This is a genomic window from Nocardioides sp. NPDC059952, from assembly GCF_042730435.1.
Taxonomy (GTDB): Bacteria; Actinomycetota; Actinomycetes; order Propionibacteriales; family Nocardioidaceae; genus Nocardioides.
The window spans coordinates 17635-32789 of record NZ_JBHWLY010000072.1 but is presented as its reverse complement, the minus strand read 5'-3'; the positions used below and the strand labels follow the sequence as shown (position 1 = coordinate 32789).

Here is a 15155-nt window from a genome sequence, read left to right as displayed (position 1 = left end):
CACACCTCGTCCGCCCCCCCCCCCCGTACCCGCCCCTGGGGGGTGGTACCGTGGTTTTAACCCGTCGTACCAGCGCCGCTGGCATTTCTGCTCGCGATAAGGACTTGCGCCCGAACCACTACTCAGCGCTACTATGTACTGGTAGTTAGCAACACTGAGTAGTGAAGGAGGTGCCCGATGGGCAAGCAGATGACCGAGATGCTCAAGGGGACGCTGGAGGGGATCGTGCTGGCGTTCCTGACCGGCAACCCGGCGTACGGATACGAGATCACGACCTGGCTGCGGAGCCAGGGGTTCACCGAGATCGCCGAGGGCACGGTGTACGCGCTGCTGGTCCGGATCGAGAAGAACGGGCTGGTCGACGTGGAGAAGCGGCCGAGCGAGAAGGGGCCGCCGCGGAAGGTCTACTCGCTCAACGAGGCGGGCGAGAAGTACCTGGACGAGTTCTGGACGACGTGGGGGTTCCTGGCCGAGCGCCTGGAGAACCTCCGAGAAGGGAAGTAAGAGATGTCCATCCGATCGATCTTCGAGACCGTGGTCGGCAGCATCGACCAGAAGCGGCAGTGGCGGTCCTACAAAGCGCGCGTGGCACAGCTGCCCCCGAGCCACCGCAAGGCGCACGACGCGGTGCAGCGCTACCTGATGTACGCCGGTGGCATCGCCGACGGCGAGGTGCTCACCCAGATGGGTGGCGACCTGCTCGACCTCTTCGAGCAGAGCGCCGCGGACGGCACTCCGGTGAGCGCGATCGTGGGCGACGACCCGGTCGAGTTCGTCGAGGAGTTCGCCCGGAACTACTCCGAGGGCGCCTGGATCAAGAAGGAGCGCACTCGGCTCGAGGACGCCATCCACACCATCAACAAGGAGGACGAGTCATGAGCGCGACAGCAGCCATCTCCGTACGAGGGCTGGAGAAGTCCTACAACGACAACCAGGTCCTGCGAGGCGTGGACTTCGAGGTGGCGCGGGGCACGATCTTCGCGCTGCTCGGGTCCAACGGGGCCGGAAAGACCACTGCCGTACGCATCCTCTCGACGCTCCTGAAACCGGATGCCGGCGCGGCTCTGGTCGAGGGTGCCTCGGTGGTCGAGGAGGCGCAGCAGGTGCGGGAGGCGATCTCGTTGACCGGCCAGTTCGCGGCGGTCGACGAGATCCTGACCGGCCGGGAGAACCTGGTCCTGGTCGCGAAGCTGCGGCATCTCCCCTCCCCCGGCGACATCGCCGACGGGCTGTTGCAGCGCTTCGACCTGGTCGAGGCGGGAGGCCGGAAGGTCGCGACCTACTCCGGGGGCATGCGGCGGCGGCTGGACATCGCGATGTCGCTGATCGGGTCGCCGTCGGTGATCTTCCTCGACGAGCCGACCACCGGGCTGGATCCGGAGGCGCGGCTGGAGGTGTGGAAGGTCGTCAAGGAGCTCACCGAGCAGGGCACGACCGTCCTGCTCACCACGCAGTATCTGGAGGAGGCCGAGCAGCTCGCCGACCGGATCGCGATCCTGCACGGCGGGACCATCATCGCCAACGGCACGCTCGCCGAGCTCAAGGCGCTGCTGCCGCCGGCGAAGGTCGAGTACGTCGAGAAGCAGCCTTCGCTGGAAGAAATTTTTCTCTCGCTCACCGGCTCCACCCGAGGAGGACAGGCATGAACAAGCACGCATTCGCCGACGCCGGCACCCTGCTGGGGCGCTCGCTGCGACACATCACCCGCAGCCCTGACACGATCATCACCACCGCGCTCACGCCGATCGCGATGATGCTGCTCTTCGTCTACGTGCTGGGCGGCGCGATCCGGACCGGCACCGACAACTACGTCAACTATGTGCTCCCCGGGATCATGGTCATGGCGATCGCCTCGGGCATCGCGTACACCGCTCTTCGGCTCTTCACCGACATGAAGAGCGGGATCTTCGAGCGGTTCCAGTCGATGCCGATCGCCCGCTCGGCGGTGCTGTGGGCGCATGTCGGGACCTCGATGGTGGCCAACATGCTGACCATGGTGATCATCCTCGGCGTCGCGTTCGTGATGGGCTTCCGCACCTCGGCGGACCTGGGCGCCTGGCTGGCGGTCGCCGGGATCCTGGCGCTGCTCACACTGGCGCTGACCTGGCTCGCGGTCATCCCCGGGCTGGCGGCACAGACCATGGAGGGGGCCACCGGGTTCTCCTACCCGCTGATCTTCCTGCCGTTCATCAGCTCGGCGTTCGCGCCGACGGAGACGATGCCCGGCCCGGTGCGCGCCTTCGCCGAGAACCAGCCGGTCACCTCGATCGTCAACACCATCCAGGCGCTCTTCGCGGGGCAGCCGGTCGGTGACGACATCTGGATCGCGCTGGCGTGGTGCGTGGGCATCCTCGTCGCCTCGTACGTCGGCGCCATGGCTGTCTACCGGCGCAAGATCAGTTGATCGCTTCAGGAACGGCGAAGAGCCGATCTACCCCTTGCGGTGGTAGGTCGGCTGCTCGCCGTCCCTGAGGTTGCCCCGGTAGAAGCCCGTCCGCAGCTCGTAGGTGTATTCCTCGAGCTCGGGCATGCCCTCCTCAGCCGCGTACGCGATCTCGGCCTCCGCGTCGTAGGGCACCCGGACCCACTGGATGCCGAACGGCGCCTCCTGGTCGCTGCCCATCACGCCCTCGAGGATGACGTAGACCGGGGTCGGGTCGCTCATGCAGTTGCCGACGCTGCCGGTGTTGAAGACGGTGCGCCGGTCCCGGTCGGTCTCGTAGTAGGGGTCGTGGGTGTCGGCATAGCCGACGATGTCGGGCTCGGGCCGGTCGAAGCCGGTGGCCTCGGTGTTCTGGAACAGGCCCAGGAACTCCTGCTCGTCGTGATCGAACCTGACCCGGCGATGGACGGTCTCCTCGGAGGCATGGAAGAGCCTGATCCGGCGACCGCTCATCGTGAAGTCGTGGCTGAACGGGAGCGTACGCAGCCACTCGGCCTGCTCCCACGCCTGCAGCCGCCACCACATCAGCCCGACCGCCTCGCGGCCGAAGTCGGGTTCGGGGGCGAGCAGGAAGTCCTCCCAGTTGCCGAGGATGTTGACCTCGCACCGCTCCCGGCAGATCTCGGCGACCTCGCGGCCGCGCGGGCCCTTGCCGACGTAGTCGCCGAGGTTGAAGATCCTGGTGATCCCACGTGCCTCGATGTCCGCGAGGACGGCTTCGAGGGCGGTGAGATTGCCGTGTACGTCCGAGATCAGCGCGACGCGCTCTGGGGTCATGGGTCGCAGGCTATGCGATGACTGGGAGACTGGCCCGGTGAGGATTCTGGTGACGGGTGGGGTGCGGTCGGGGAAGTCGCGGCATGCCGAGTCGCTGCTCGCGGCCGCGCCCTCGGTGGCGTACGTCGCACCGGGGCCGACGCTCGAGGAGGAGCCGGATCCCGACTGGGCCGCACGGCTGGCCTCGCATCGTTCCCGGAGGCCGGAGGGGTGGCGGACGGTCGAGTCGAGGGATCTCGCGGGGGCGCTGGCCGACGGTCTCGCGGCCGGTGATGCGGTGATGGTCGACTGCCTGGGCACCTGGCTCACCGCCGTCATGGACTCGCGCGGACTGTGGGAGGCCACCTCGGAGGAGGCGACCGCTGCGGTCTCGGCGCTGGTCGACGACGCGGCCGCGGTCCTCGGCCGGGACAACGGCGACGTGGTGCTGGTGACCAACGAGGTCGGTCTCGGCGTCGTGCCCGCCCATCGCTCGGGCCGCCTCTTCCGCGACCTGCTCGGGCTGGTCAACCAGCGACTGGCCGCGGCCTGTGACGAGGTGCACCTCGTCATCGCCGGACGGGTGCTGAAGCTCTAACCCCTCCCCGTCGGTCGAGCCGCGAGGCCGCCTGCGGCCGAGCGTGTCGAGCGGTGTATCGAGCTTGTCGAGATGACCAACACGGTCCCATCGAGCGCGGAGCGCACCGTGTTGGTCTCGACACGGATTCGCTCGTTCCTCACGAATCCGGCTCGACCAGCGGGGTGTGTCAGGCCAGGGCGACGAGCAGCACTGCCAGCGCCGCCTCCACGGCCGCACCGAAGACGTCGCCGGTCACTCCCCCGAACCGCCGGATCGCCCGCAGGACGAGCGCGCCGACGACGGCCGCGGCAAGAGCGACGGCGAGGGCTCCTCTCCACCACGGCAGACCGGCCCAGGCGCCGGCGCCGGCGAGCGCGGCTGCGACGACGGCCCAGACGAGAACGGTGACGAAGGGTGGCAGGGTCTGGGTGAACGTACGCCCGAGGCCGTCCTCGCGCGCCGGCCGGATGCCGCGGGTGCAGCACAGCGCGAGGGCCGCTCGCGAGGAGCAGACGGCGACGGCGACGAGCACCGCGGCGCGTACGGCCTCACCGTCCAGCAGGGAGGCGAGTCCGGCCACTTGGAGACCGAGGACGAGGACGATCGCGGTGACCCCGGCCGGGCCGGAGGTGCCGGTCTTCATCACCTGCAGCGAGCGCTCGCGGTCGTAGGAGGCGGCCATCCCGTCGACCGTGTCAGCGAGGCCGTCGAGGTGGATCGCCCGGTTGCCGACGACGACGGCGCCGATCGCGAGCAGAGCGGTGACCGGGTGCGGTAGCCCGGCAAGCTGCCCCAGGAGTGCGATAGCGCCGGCCCCCAGCGCGAGCGGCAGCGCAGCCAGCGGCGCCACCACCATCGCCACCGCGGCCCGACGGCGGTCGACCTGCTCGGGAGGAGGCACGGGCATCGCGGTCAGCGTGCCGACCGCGAGACGCCAGGCGTCCCTTGCGAGCATCAGGCAGGGTCTCCAGGAGCGAGCTCGGAGAGCAGGGCGACGTCGCGCAGCAGGGCGACAGCGCTGCGTACGACTGGGACCGAGGCGACCGCGCCAGAGCCCTCGCCGAGCCGCAGGTCGAGGTCGAGCAGCGGCACCAGGCCGAGCTTCTCCAGGGCCATCGACTGAGCCGGCTCGGTGGAGCGGTGGCCGGCGGCGAACCAGGCCGCAGCGCCGGGCTCGATCCGGTCGGCGGTCAGGGCACAGGCGACGCTCATCAGACCGTCGAGGAGGACCGGAGTGCCCTGGCGGGCGGCCTCGAGGAGGTAGCCGGTGGTCGCGGCCAGGTCGGCGCTGCCGAGCGCGGCGAGGGTCTGGATCGGGTCAGCGGTGCGTTCGCCGGCACGAGCGAGGGCGGCGGCGATCACGTCGGCCTTCAGACGGAGCGCGTCGTCGCCGATACCGGTGCCACGACCGGTGACCTCGCTGGCGGGCAGCCCGAGCCCGGCGGCCACCATCGCGGCCGCGGGGGTGGTGTTGCCGATGCCCATGTCACCGCTGATCAGCAGCTCCGCACCGGCCGCGATCTCCTCGCGGGCCACCGCGGCGCCGGCCTCCAGCGCGCGCGAGGTCTCCTCGGCGGTCAGCGCGTCCTCGAGGTGGATCGCACCGCTCCCTCGCCGGATCTTGTGCCGGGTCAGCGCCTCGCGGGTCGTCGCGTCGAGATCCTCGAACTCCTCGTCGACACCGAGGTCGAGCACCCGGACCTGGACGCCGTGGGCCTTCGAGAGCGCACTGACCCCGGCCCGGCCGCCCAGGAACGTACGCACCATCGCGCCGGTGATCGCCGGCGGGAACGCCGAGACCCCGTGCTGGGCGACGCCGTGGTCCCCGGCGAAGATCACCAGGCGTACGTTCTCGACCGGCCGCGGCGGCACCTCACCCTGGCACGCGGCCACCCAGACCGCGAGCTCTCCCAGCCGGCCCAGGGCTCCGGGAGGCGTCGCGAGGGCTCCCAGGCGCTCGGCGGCGGCGCGGCGTACGTCTTCGTTCGGGGTCTGGATCGTCACTCGCGCAAGGTACCCCACCCCGGCACCGCCCGCTCCCGCTGGTTGAGCCGCGAGCGCCAGCGAGCGTGTCGAAACCAACACGGCGCCATCGAGCGCCGACGGACCGTGTTGGTCTCGACACGCCTCCGCCTAGCGGCTCCGGCGGCTCGACCAGCGGGGGACGACGGCTCGACCAGCGGAGACGGTTCGACCAGCGGGGGAAGACGGATCGACTACCGGAGTCAGGGGAGGGCGCGGGCGACGCCTTGGGCAGCGACACGAAGGGCCGAGACGAGGCGGAGGCGGTTGCGACGGAGGTCGGAGACGACGATGCCGAGGGCGCCGACGACGCCGGAACCCGTGGTGATCGGGACCGAGACCGAGCAGGCGCCGAGGGTCATCTCCTCGGCGGTGGTCGCGTAGCCCTCGGTGATCACCCGGTCGAGCTGGCGCCGCAGCAGGCCGGGGGTGGTGATGGTGTGGCGGGTGAACGGTCTGAGCGGGCCGGCCAGCACCCGGTTGCGTACGTCCTCGGGCGCATGAGCCAGGAGCACCTTGCCGACGCCGGTGGAGTACATCGGCAGGCGCGAGCCGACCGAGGAGACGATGGGTACGTTGCGGGTGCCGCGCAGGGTCTCGAGGTAGAGCACGTGGTCGTCCTCGCGAACGGCCAGGTGGACGGTCTCCAGCGTCGCCCCGTAGAGGTCGTGGAGGAACGGTGCCGCGACCGAGCGCAGGTCGGTGGCGACCGGCGCGAGCAGGCCGGCGTCCCACAGCCGGCGCCCCACCACATAGGTCCCATCCATGTCCCGCACCAGAGCACCCCACTCGACCAGCTCGGCGACCAGGCGGTGGGCGGTCGGGAGGGAGAGGTCCGCGCGCGCGGCGAGCTCGCTGAGCGTGAGCCGGCGATGTCCGGCGTCGAAGGCGCCGATGAGACCGAGGACGCGCGAGGCGACCGTGCGACCTCCGCTGCCACCTGCCATGAGACCCACCTCTTTCCGTCGGGCCTTTCGCTCAGCGGAAGTCCGTGCTTTCATCCTACGCCTCCGCCACCTAGCGTTCGGAACGTGACAGCGACCACCGAGACTCAAGCCGACCTCTCGGCCGAGATCGCCGAGCTGGAGAAGCTCAGCATCGAGGCAGACGCCGAGGGTCAGAACGTACGTCAGCCCCTGCTGGACTACCCGCCCTACCGATCCAGCATCCTGCGCCACCCCACCAAGGACCCGCGCCACGCCGACCCCGAGACCATCGAGCTGTGGGCCCCGTGCTTCGGGAACTCCGACGTGGACCCGCTCGAGGCCGACCTGACCATCGCCGGCAGCAACGAGCCGATCGGCGAGCGGATCACGGTCAGCGGCCGCGTGACCGACGGCGAGGGGCGCCCCGTACGCAACCAGCTCGTCGAGATCTGGCAGGCCAACTCCGCGGGTCGCTACATCCACAAGCGCGAGCAGCACCCGGCACCCCTCGACCCCAACTTCACCGGTGTCGGCCGCTGCATCACCGACTCCGAGGGTCGTTACCGGTTCCAGACGATCAAGCCCGGCCCCTACCCCTGGGGCAACCACATCAACGCCTGGCGGCCGGCGCACATCCACTTCTCCCTCTTCGGGCGTGCTTTCACGCAGCGGCTGATCACGCAGATGTACTTCCCCAGCGACCCGCTCTTCGCGCTCGACCCGATCTACCAGTCGATCACCTCCCAGCGGGACCGTGACGCCCTCGTCGCGGCGTACGACCACGACCTCTCCACCCCCGAGTACTCGATGGGCTACAACTGGGACATCGTCCTGACCGGCCCGAGCCGCACCTGGACCGAGCCCGAGGAGGGCGACCTGTGAGCACCGTCCCGACGCCTGGCCAGACGATCGGCCCCTTCTTCGGCTACGCGCTCCCCTACGAAGGTGACGCCGACCTGGTCCCGCCGGGCAGCCCCGGCTCGATCCGGTTGCACGGCCATGTCTACGACGGCGCCGGCAACCCGATCCCCGACGCACTGCTCGAGATCTGGCAGACCGACGCCGAGGGCAACATCCCGCAGGCCGAGGGTTCGCTGCACCGCGACGGCTGGACCTTCACCGGCTGGGGCCGTGCCGACACCGACCTGAACGGTCACTACACCTTCTCGACGGTGCTCCCGGGCGCTTCCGATGCGGGCAGGGCGCCGTTCTTCGCTCTCACCGTGTTCGCCCGAGGTCTGCTCGACAGGCTGCACACCCGGATCTACCTGCCCGAGCACCCCGCCAACGCCGGCGACCCCCTGCTGGTGTCGTTGTCCGAGGACGAGCGTGCGACCCTGGTGGCATCGGCGGACGCAACTGGGTTGCGGTTCGACATCCACCTCCAGGGCGACCGCGAGACCACCTTTCTCACCTACGGCTGAGGAGTCGAATGTCGCTGCTGTGGCCCGGCGAGGAGCGCGCCGGGGATCTCTTCTCCGAGGCGGCCTATCTCGCTGCGATGGTGCGGGTCGAGGAGGCCTGGCTGGCCGCGTCCGTCTCCTCCGGGATCGCCCCGGCACAAGCACGTACGCCACTGGCCGACCTGGTCTCCGCGGACGACGTCCGGGGGCTCGCCGAGGGTGCGGAGGCAGGGGGCAACCCGGTCATCGGCCTCGTCAAGCTGCTGCGTGGCAGGCTCGACGGTGAGGCCGCCCGGTGGCTCCACAAGGGCCTGACCAGCCAGGACGTCGTCGACACCGCGCTCGTGCTCTGCCTGCGCGATGTCCTCGATCGCGTCGAGGACGAGCTCGGCGCGCAGGCCGCTTCGCTGGTCGGGCTTGCCCGGGACCACCGCGCCACGGTGATGTCCGGACGCACCCTGACCCAGCACGCGGTGCCGATCACCTTCGGGCTCAAGGCCGCGACCTGGCTCTCCGGGCTGAGCGATGCCGCCGAGGCCCTCCGCAGGACGCGTACGTCGCTGCCCGCCCAGGTCGGGGGCGCGGCCGGCACCCTGGCGGCGGTCGTCGGCCTGGCCCGGCTCCGCGGTCTCGGCGATCCCGTGGCCGCGGCCCAGGAGGCGGCCACGACCGCGGCGACCACGCTCGGACTGGCCTCGCGAGCCCCCTGGCACACCAACCGCGCCCCGCTGACCGCGGCCGCCGACGCGCTGGTCGCGGCGGCCGACACCTGGGGCCGGATCGCCACCGATATCACTGCGCTGACCCGCCCGGAGATCGGCGAGCTCGCCGAGCCGGCCGGCGAGGGACGCGGTGGTTCCTCGACCATGCCGCACAAGTCCAACCCGGTGCTCTCGGTCCTCATCCGTCGCCACGCACTCGCCGCTCCCCCGCTGGCCGCGACCCTCCACACCGCGGCGGCGAGCTATGTCGACGAGCGCCCCGACGGCGCCTGGCACGTCGAGTGGGAGACCCTGTCGACCCTCGCCCGCCGCAGCGCCGTCGCCGCCTCGCAGACCACCGAGCTCCTCGCCGGGCTCCGCGTCGACGCCGCCCGGATGCGCGCCACCGCCGAGGCCGCGGGTGCTGACCTGCTGGCCGAGCAGCGGTCGCTGACCGGGTTCGTGGGAGGCGAAATACTCGCCGGAACCGATGCCGCGACCGGCCTCGACGACTATCTCGGCGCCACCGACGCCCTCATCGACTCCGCGGTCGCCCGCGCCCACGAGATCTGGAAGGACCTGTGATGACCCCGAGGATCACCCCCGTCGAGCTGGCCGGAGACGCGAGCAAGCCGATCCTGGTCGTCGGCCCGTCACTGGGCACCTCGATCACCGCGCTCTGGTCGGCAACCGCCGAGCTGCTCGCGGACAGCTTCCACGTCATCGGCTGGGAGCTCCCGGGCCACGGCCACGGCGCACCCACTGGCGAGGTGTTCTCCATGGCCGACCTCGCGGCGGGCGTGCTCGCCTGCGTCGACCGGGTCCTGGCCGACCGCGGCGAGCGCCACGGCACCTTCGCCTACGCCGGCGACTCGGTCGGCGGGGCCGTCGGCCTCCAGCTCCTGCTCGACGCACCCACCCGGGTGAGCGCCGCGGTGCTCACCAACACCGGCGCCAAGATCGGCGAGCCCGAGGGGTGGCACGACCGGGCGGCGACAGTCCGCAAGGCCGGCACCGCCTCCCAGATCGCCGGCTCCACCCAGCGCTGGTTCGCCCCCGGCTTCCTCGAGCGCGAGCCCGCCCGGGGCGGTGCCCTGCTCCACTCGCTGCGCGATGCCGACGCGGAGAGCTACGCGCTGGTCTGCGAGGCGCTGGCGGCGTACGACGTCCGCGGCCGGCTCGCCGAGATCGCTGCGCCGGTCCTGGCGATCGCGGGCGTCGACGACGCCCCGACCCCGCCTGCCTCGCTCGAGGAGATCGCCGTCGGGGTGCGCAACGGGCGGCTCGTCAGCCTGGATGCCGTCGGCCACCTCGCCCCCGCCGAGGCACCGCACGCCGTCTCGACCCTGATCACCTCCCACGTGAGGGCCTCGGACCCGGCCTACGCGGCCGGGATGAACGTACGCCGTCAGGTGCTCGGCGACGACCACGTCGACCGGGCCACCGCCGCGATCACCGACGTCAACCGCGACTACCAGGACCTGATCACGCGCTATGCCTGGGGCACGATCTGGACCCGCCCCGGCCTCGCCCGCCGGGACCGCTCGATCGGCGTCCTCACTGCCCTGGTCGCCGGGCGCCATTTCGAGGAGCTCGAGTTCCACCTCCGCGCCGCGCTCACCAACGGGCTGACCCGCGAGGAGATCATCGAGGTGCTCCTGCAGACCTCGATCTACGTCGGGGTGCCAGCGGCCAACACTGCCTTTGCCGTCGCCAACCGGGTCCTGAACGAATGACCGTCCCGCTGGTCGAGCCGTCGTCGTGAGGAACGAACGGCGGCGTGTCGAGGCCAACACAGTCCTATCCAGCGCCGAGCGGACCGTGTTGGTCTCGACACGCTCGCTGGCGCTCGCGGCTCGACCAGCGTAAGAACGTGGCCATGAAGCCACGTTCCGCGACCGTCGTAGGCGCCGGACCCAACGGCCTGGCGGCTGCGATCGTGCTCGCGCAGCGGGGAGTGAGGGTGACTGTCCTCGAGGCCGCGGAGACCATAGGCGGCGGTACGCGCACCGCCGAGCTGACCCTGCCCGGGCTGCGCCACGACATCTGCTCGGCGATCCACCCGCTCGGGGTGGCCTCGCCGCTCTTCCGCGAACTGAAGCTGGAGAGGTACGGCCTGACCTGGCGCTTTCCCGAGATCGAGCTCGCCCATCCGCTCGATGAGGGCGAGGCCGCGCTGCTGCACCGTTCGGTCGAGACGACGGCTGCCGGGCTCGGCGCCGACGGGCGGCGCTGGGAGCAGGTCTTCGGCCCCGTCGTACGCGACTTCGACTCGATCACCGACCAGATTCTCGCTCCGCTGCTGCGCCTGCCGAGGAGGCCGTTCCGGATGGCCGGCTTCGGGCTCCGGGCCGCCCCGCCGGCGACCGTGCTCGCGCGAGCGTTCCGGGAGGAGAAGGCGAGGGCGCTCTTCGCGGGCTGCGCCGCGCACGCGTTCCAGCCACTCGACCGGCCTGGCACCTCGGCGGTGGGCACGATGCTCGTGGTCAGCGGGCACCGGCACGGGTGGCCGGTCGCCGAGGGCGGCTCGCACTCGATCACCCTCGCCATGGCGAGGCTCCTCGAAGAGCTGGGCGGCACCGTCGTCACAGGGGTCACGGTCCGCAGCCGCGCCGACCTGCCCGAGGCGGACGTCACCCTCTTCGACACCAGCCCCGGCGGCTTCGCCGACATCGTCGGGGACGCTCTGCCGCAGCGCCCACGACGGGCCATGCGGCGGTGGCAGCTCGGACCCGCGGCGTACAAGCTCGATCTGGCAGTACGCGGCGGGATCCCCTGGCGCGACCCGCAGGTCGGGCGCGCGGGCACCGTGCACCTCGGCGGGACGATCGCGGAGGTGGCATCGAGCGAGCAGGCGATCGCTGCCGGCCGGATGCCGGAGCGACCGTTCGTGCTGGTGGGGCAGCAGTACGTCGCCGACCCGTCGCGCTCGGCCGACGGCCTCAACCCGGTCTGGGCCTACGCCCAGGTCCCGCACGCCTTCGACGGCGACGCGACCGACGCGGTGCTGGCCCAGATCGAGCGCTTCGCCCCCGGCTTCCGCGACCAGATCGTGGCGACGCACGTCACCGCACCGGCCGACTACGCGGCGTACAACCTCAACTACGTCGGGGGCGACATCTCCACCGGCGCCAACACCCTTCGCCAGCTCATCGTCCGCCCCACCCTCGCCGGCTACGACACCGGCATCCCCGGGATGTTCCTCTGCTCCGCCGCCACCCCGCCCGGTGCCGGTGTCCACGGCATGTGCGGCTACCACGCCGCCCACCGCGCCCTGCGCCACCTGGCAGCGACGGGGAAACCAGGTGCCACCGGCGTACGTCCTGACTAACGTCTGGCCCATGCCGCAAGCCCGTCTGCGCACCGAGCGCCTCGACCTGGTCCCACTGAGCGAAGAGCACCTGCCGTTCCTGGTCGACCTCAACTCGGACCCGGTGGTGCTGCGCCACCTGTTCACCCGCGCGCTCACGCCTGCGGAGACCGAGGAGCGGATGCACCGGTGGATCCGAGTGGCGAAGGAGACGGAGGGGCAGGGCAAGTGGATCGGTCATTCGGCCGGTGAGGCCGTCGGGCTCTACATGTTCGAGCCGCCCGACAGCCCGCCGCGCACCGATGCCGCCGAGCTGGGCTACCGGCTTCCGCAGCGCCACTGGCGCAAGGGCTACGCGAAGGAAGGCTCGCTCGAGCTGCTCCGTCACGGGTTCGAGGACCTCGGCGTCGACCGGGTGATCGCGCAGACCATGGCCGTCAACGACGCCTCGCGCGCGACCATGGTGTCGGTCGGGATGAGCTTCGTACGCGCCTTCCACGAGTCCTTCGAGGAACCGCTCGCCGGGCACGCCGACGGCGAGGTCGAGTACGAGATCACCCGCGAGGCCTGGCTGGTGTCCGAGCAGAGCAGATAGGACCTCACCTGTCAGCGGTGGACAGGCCGACCTTCGCTCCCGGTTCCTCGAAGTCCTCGAGGTTGCGCAGCGTCCGGATCGGGCTCTTCCAGAGAACGACTGGTCCGAGCAGGAGCACCGCAGCGGATCCGAGGAGCGTGAGACGGGGACCGATCAGCTCCGCGCTCAGGCCGGCCACGAGGCTGCCGACCGGAATGACTCCCCACGACACGAACCGCACGGTCGCCATCACGCGTGAGAGCAGCTCCGGCGGGCTGGCGACCTGCCGGTAGGTCCGGGTGACCACGCTGCCTGGCACGACGCTGCCGGCGAAGAGCAGGTTTCCGGCAGCGAAGCAGACCCAGCCGACCCAGCCGCTGCCGAGCGGGATCACCGCCGCCCCGATCGCACCGAGCAGGCCCTCGAACATCAGCACCCTGGCGGAGCCGAATCGACGAACCAGCCAGGGTGTGATCGCGGCGAAGACCAGCGAGCCGACGCCCTCGGAGGCGAGCAGGATGCCGACGAGACCGGGCGGGGTGTCGAGCTCGTGGACCAGGTAGTAGGCGAACAACGCGAGCTGAACGCCGCATACGAAGTTGACCACACAGGCCCACCACGTGGCCGGCGCCATCACCGGGTGCCGGGTCACGAACCGCCAGCCCTCGGCCACCATCGATGCGATCGACTCCGAGGTGTCGCCCTGGGGCTGACGACGCTCGGGAAGCCGTTGCAGCAGGATCGCCGAGCCGAGGTACGAGAGGGCATCGACGAACAGCGCGGGGACGGCGCCGATCACCTGGACAAGCACACCGCCGAGCGACGGCCCACCCAGCTGGGTCGCGGCGTGAGTGCCGGAGATGAGGCTGTTCCGGCTGGTCAGCTGCTCTTTCGGGACCACGCTCGGCAGGAACGTCGTATTCGCGGCGAAGAAGAGCACCTCGGCGAAGTTGACCGCGAGTGCGACGACCAGCAACTGAACCAGCGTGAGGCCACCTGCCCACCACACCAACGGAACACTGAGGATCGCGGCGGCGCGCGCGAGATCCGCGAGCACCTGTACGCGGCGCAACGGGAGTCGCTGCACGATCGCACCCGCGGGCAGGCCGATGAGGATCCAGGAGAGATACCCGGCCGCCGCGAGCAGCCCCATCTCGAACGCGCTCGCCCCCAGCACCGTCACCGCGGTCAGCGGCAATGCGACGGCAGTGACCGCGGTCCCTACGCCGCTCAAGGTGCCGGCGGACCAGTAAAGCCAGAATGACCGCGCCACGCGGCGTACCTCTTCCATCCAAGCCCTTCCGAGTGAGTTCCAAATTGGAACTATATGCAACCATGTATGCGTCGAGGCCGCCACCCGAATTGCCCGACCGACCAAGGAGACGCCGATGCGCCGCGATGACCTCACCGACGCCGACTGCGGGATCGCGCAGGCGCTCGGCGTCATCGGCGACTGGCAGAGCCTGCTGATCGTGCGCGAGTGCGCCGCCGGGGTGACCCGGTTCGACGGCCTGGTCCGTGAGCTCGGGCTCAGCCGCCGCGCGCTCACAGAGCGGCTCAACTCGCTCGTCGCCGACGACGTCCTCGCCAAGCACGCCTACACCGACCGCCCGCTGCGCTACGACTACCAGCTGACCGGGCGCGGCCGCGGGCTACTACCCGTCCTGGTCGCTCTCCAGGAGTGGGGAACGCGGTACGTCATGGGCGACGGCAGCCTGACCGCGACCGCCGGACCGGACGAGGAGCGCCGCCTCGAGGACCTGCTGGGCACGACGCCGCCGGACGTCGAGATCACCTCGCACCGCGATACCCGCCTCCACATGACCGGCGAGGACACCTGGACCGTCGTCTTCTTCTTCCCCGGTGCCTATGCGCCGAAGAGCCACGGCTACCCCCCGGGCTGGGGCGATATCCCGGGGACCCGCGGCTGCACGCTGGAGTGCCAGACCTACGCCGAGCTCTACTCCGACTTCACGACGCTCGGCGCCCGCGTGGTCGGGGTGAGCACCCAGCGCCCCGACCAGCTGGCCGCGTTCGCGGAACATGCCGACCTGCCGTACGACCTCGCCTCGGACGCCGACGGGGTTGCCGCAGGCGCCTACCGGCTGCCGGTCTTCCGTGCCGGCGGCGCTGACCGGCTCAAGAGGGTCTCCCTTCTCCTGGACCCGGCCGGCGTCGTGCGGCACGTCCAGGCCCCGATCACCGACCCGGGCGGATCAGTCGAAGACATGCTCACTGTTCTCCGCGAACGAACTTCCGCCACCGACGCTACCGGCCCGAGGACGCAGCAGCCCAGGAGGTAGGCTGCGAGCACGCTCGTGGCGCAGGAACCCGGTGAGAGTCCGGGGCGGTTCCGCCACTGTGATGTCACTCCCAGGATCGGGCAGTGACACAGCCAGACACTGGCCGCGGGCTATCCGACCGATCGACGGGGCGAGAA

At 70.8% G+C, this 15155-nt stretch carries 17 protein-coding genes and 1 riboswitch; of the genes, 12 read left to right on the top strand and 5 right to left on the bottom strand.

Annotated elements, in window-relative coordinates; all coding sequences use genetic code 11:
• Positions 1-177: 177 nt before the first annotated feature.
• Genes ACFV9G_RS24460 through ACFV9G_RS24445 form a run of 4 tightly spaced genes read left to right on the top strand, consistent with a single transcriptional unit; the run spans position 178 to position 2404 of the window.
• Positions 178-504, top strand: a complete 327-nt coding sequence (locus tag ACFV9G_RS24460) for a PadR family transcriptional regulator (protein ID WP_378730860.1) — start codon at positions 178-180, stop codon at positions 502-504.
• Between the two features lie 3 nt (positions 505-507).
• A complete protein-coding gene (locus ACFV9G_RS24455; RefSeq protein WP_378730858.1) occupies positions 508-879 on the top strand; it encodes a DUF1048 domain-containing protein in 372 nt (123 codons plus the stop codon).
• A complete protein-coding gene (locus ACFV9G_RS24450) occupies positions 876-1646 on the top strand; it encodes an ABC transporter ATP-binding protein (protein WP_378730856.1) in 771 nt (256 codons plus the stop codon). Before ACFV9G_RS24455 ends, ACFV9G_RS24450 begins: the two co-directional genes overlap by 4 nt.
• On the top strand, positions 1643-2404 hold the full coding sequence (locus ACFV9G_RS24445) for an ABC transporter permease (RefSeq protein ID WP_378730854.1): 762 nt from the start codon (positions 1643-1645) through the stop codon (positions 2402-2404). The genes ACFV9G_RS24450 and ACFV9G_RS24445 overlap by 4 nt, the downstream gene beginning before the upstream one ends.
• Before the next feature lie 27 nt (positions 2405-2431).
• Here ACFV9G_RS24445 and ACFV9G_RS24440 read toward each other — a convergent pair whose 3' ends face one another.
• Positions 2432-3220, bottom strand: a complete 789-nt coding sequence (locus tag ACFV9G_RS24440; protein ID WP_378730852.1) for a metallophosphoesterase family protein — start codon at positions 3218-3220, stop codon at positions 2432-2434.
• A 37-nt stretch (positions 3221-3257) separates the two neighbouring features.
• Here ACFV9G_RS24440 and cobU point away from each other — a divergent pair, with 37 nt between their 5' ends.
• Positions 3258-3797, top strand: coding sequence for a bifunctional adenosylcobinamide kinase/adenosylcobinamide-phosphate guanylyltransferase (gene cobU / locus ACFV9G_RS24435; RefSeq protein WP_378730850.1), 540 nt, complete (start codon positions 3258-3260; stop codon positions 3795-3797).
• A gap of 169 nt (positions 3798-3966) precedes the next feature.
• Here cobU and ACFV9G_RS24430 read toward each other — a convergent pair whose 3' ends face one another.
• From ACFV9G_RS24430 to ACFV9G_RS24420, 3 genes are all read right to left on the bottom strand, one after another.
• Entirely contained in the window at positions 3967-4734 is a 768-nt protein-coding gene (locus tag ACFV9G_RS24430) for an adenosylcobinamide-GDP ribazoletransferase (protein WP_378730848.1), read from the bottom strand.
• A complete protein-coding gene (cobT, locus tag ACFV9G_RS24425; protein WP_378730846.1) occupies positions 4734-5783 on the bottom strand; it encodes a nicotinate-nucleotide--dimethylbenzimidazole phosphoribosyltransferase in 1050 nt (349 codons plus the stop codon). Before cobT ends, ACFV9G_RS24430 begins: the two co-directional genes overlap by 1 nt.
• A gap of 221 nt (positions 5784-6004) precedes the next feature.
• Positions 6005-6748: an IclR family transcriptional regulator gene (locus tag ACFV9G_RS24420; RefSeq protein ID WP_378730844.1), complete on the bottom strand. Its 744-nt coding sequence runs from the start codon at positions 6746-6748 to the stop codon at positions 6005-6007.
• Between the two features lie 84 nt (positions 6749-6832).
• On the opposite strand from ACFV9G_RS24420, the gene pcaH reads away from it, so the two are divergent.
• From pcaH to ACFV9G_RS24390, 6 genes are all read left to right on the top strand, one after another.
• A complete protein-coding gene (pcaH, locus tag ACFV9G_RS24415) occupies positions 6833-7609 on the top strand; it encodes a protocatechuate 3,4-dioxygenase subunit beta (RefSeq protein ID WP_378730842.1) in 777 nt (258 codons plus the stop codon).
• Positions 7606-8151, top strand: a complete 546-nt coding sequence (gene pcaG, locus ACFV9G_RS24410; protein WP_378730840.1) for a protocatechuate 3,4-dioxygenase subunit alpha — start codon at positions 7606-7608, stop codon at positions 8149-8151. Before pcaH ends, pcaG begins: the two co-directional genes overlap by 4 nt.
• 8 nt (positions 8152-8159) lie before the next feature.
• On the top strand, positions 8160-9416 hold the full coding sequence (locus ACFV9G_RS24405) for a lyase family protein (RefSeq protein WP_378730838.1): 1257 nt from the start codon (positions 8160-8162) through the stop codon (positions 9414-9416).
• Positions 9416-10567 (top strand): alpha/beta fold hydrolase, encoded by a 1152-nt coding sequence (locus tag ACFV9G_RS24400; RefSeq protein ID WP_378730836.1) that lies wholly within the window; start codon positions 9416-9418, stop codon positions 10565-10567. Before ACFV9G_RS24405 ends, ACFV9G_RS24400 begins: the two co-directional genes overlap by 1 nt.
• A gap of 143 nt (positions 10568-10710) precedes the next feature.
• Positions 10711-12162, top strand: coding sequence for a phytoene desaturase family protein (locus ACFV9G_RS24395; protein ID WP_378730834.1), 1452 nt, complete (start codon positions 10711-10713; stop codon positions 12160-12162).
• Between the two features lie 10 nt (positions 12163-12172).
• The gene (locus ACFV9G_RS24390) at positions 12173-12736 is read left to right on the top strand and encodes a GNAT family N-acetyltransferase (protein WP_378730832.1); all 564 of its coding nucleotides are present in this window, start codon (positions 12173-12175) and stop codon (positions 12734-12736) included.
• Positions 12737-12740: 4 nt separating this feature from the next.
• Here ACFV9G_RS24390 and ACFV9G_RS24385 read toward each other — a convergent pair whose 3' ends face one another.
• A complete protein-coding gene (locus tag ACFV9G_RS24385) occupies positions 12741-13988 on the bottom strand; it encodes an MFS transporter (RefSeq protein WP_378730830.1) in 1248 nt (415 codons plus the stop codon).
• A 115-nt stretch (positions 13989-14103) separates the two neighbouring features.
• Here ACFV9G_RS24385 and ACFV9G_RS24380 point away from each other — a divergent pair, with 115 nt between their 5' ends.
• Positions 14104-15018, top strand: coding sequence for a winged helix-turn-helix transcriptional regulator (locus tag ACFV9G_RS24380; protein ID WP_378730828.1), 915 nt, complete (start codon positions 14104-14106; stop codon positions 15016-15018).
• Positions 14996-15141, top strand: a riboswitch (cobalamin riboswitch). (Overlaps the previous gene by 23 nt.)
• Positions 15142-15155 lie beyond the last annotated feature (14 nt).

Bases quoted from the DNA above. Each gene is read 5' to 3' on its own strand.
- ACFV9G_RS24460 (WP_378730860.1), top strand. From the start codon at position 178: ATGGGCAAGCAGATGACCGAGATGCTCAAGGGGACGCTGGAGGGGATC.
- ACFV9G_RS24455 (WP_378730858.1), top strand. From the start codon at position 508: ATGTCCATCCGATCGATCTTCGAGACCGTGGTCGGCAGCATCGACCAG.
- ACFV9G_RS24450 (WP_378730856.1), top strand. From the start codon at position 876: ATGAGCGCGACAGCAGCCATCTCCGTACGAGGGCTGGAGAAGTCCTAC.
- ACFV9G_RS24445 (WP_378730854.1), top strand. From the start codon at position 1,643: ATGAACAAGCACGCATTCGCCGACGCCGGCACCCTGCTGGGGCGCTCG.
- ACFV9G_RS24440 (WP_378730852.1), bottom strand. From the start codon at position 3,220: ATGACCCCAGAGCGCGTCGCGCTGATCTCGGACGTACACGGCAATCTC.
- ACFV9G_RS24430 (WP_378730848.1), bottom strand. From the start codon at position 4,734: ATGCTCGCAAGGGACGCCTGGCGTCTCGCGGTCGGCACGCTGACCGCG.
- ACFV9G_RS24420 (WP_378730844.1), bottom strand. From the start codon at position 6,748: ATGGCAGGTGGCAGCGGAGGTCGCACGGTCGCCTCGCGCGTCCTCGGT.
- ACFV9G_RS24405 (WP_378730838.1), top strand. From the start codon at position 8,160: ATGTCGCTGCTGTGGCCCGGCGAGGAGCGCGCCGGGGATCTCTTCTCC.
- ACFV9G_RS24400 (WP_378730836.1), top strand. From the start codon at position 9,416: ATGACCCCGAGGATCACCCCCGTCGAGCTGGCCGGAGACGCGAGCAAG.
- ACFV9G_RS24395 (WP_378730834.1), top strand. From the start codon at position 10,711: ATGAAGCCACGTTCCGCGACCGTCGTAGGCGCCGGACCCAACGGCCTG.
- ACFV9G_RS24390 (WP_378730832.1), top strand. From the start codon at position 12,173: ATGCCGCAAGCCCGTCTGCGCACCGAGCGCCTCGACCTGGTCCCACTG.
- ACFV9G_RS24380 (WP_378730828.1), top strand. From the start codon at position 14,104: ATGCGCCGCGATGACCTCACCGACGCCGACTGCGGGATCGCGCAGGCG.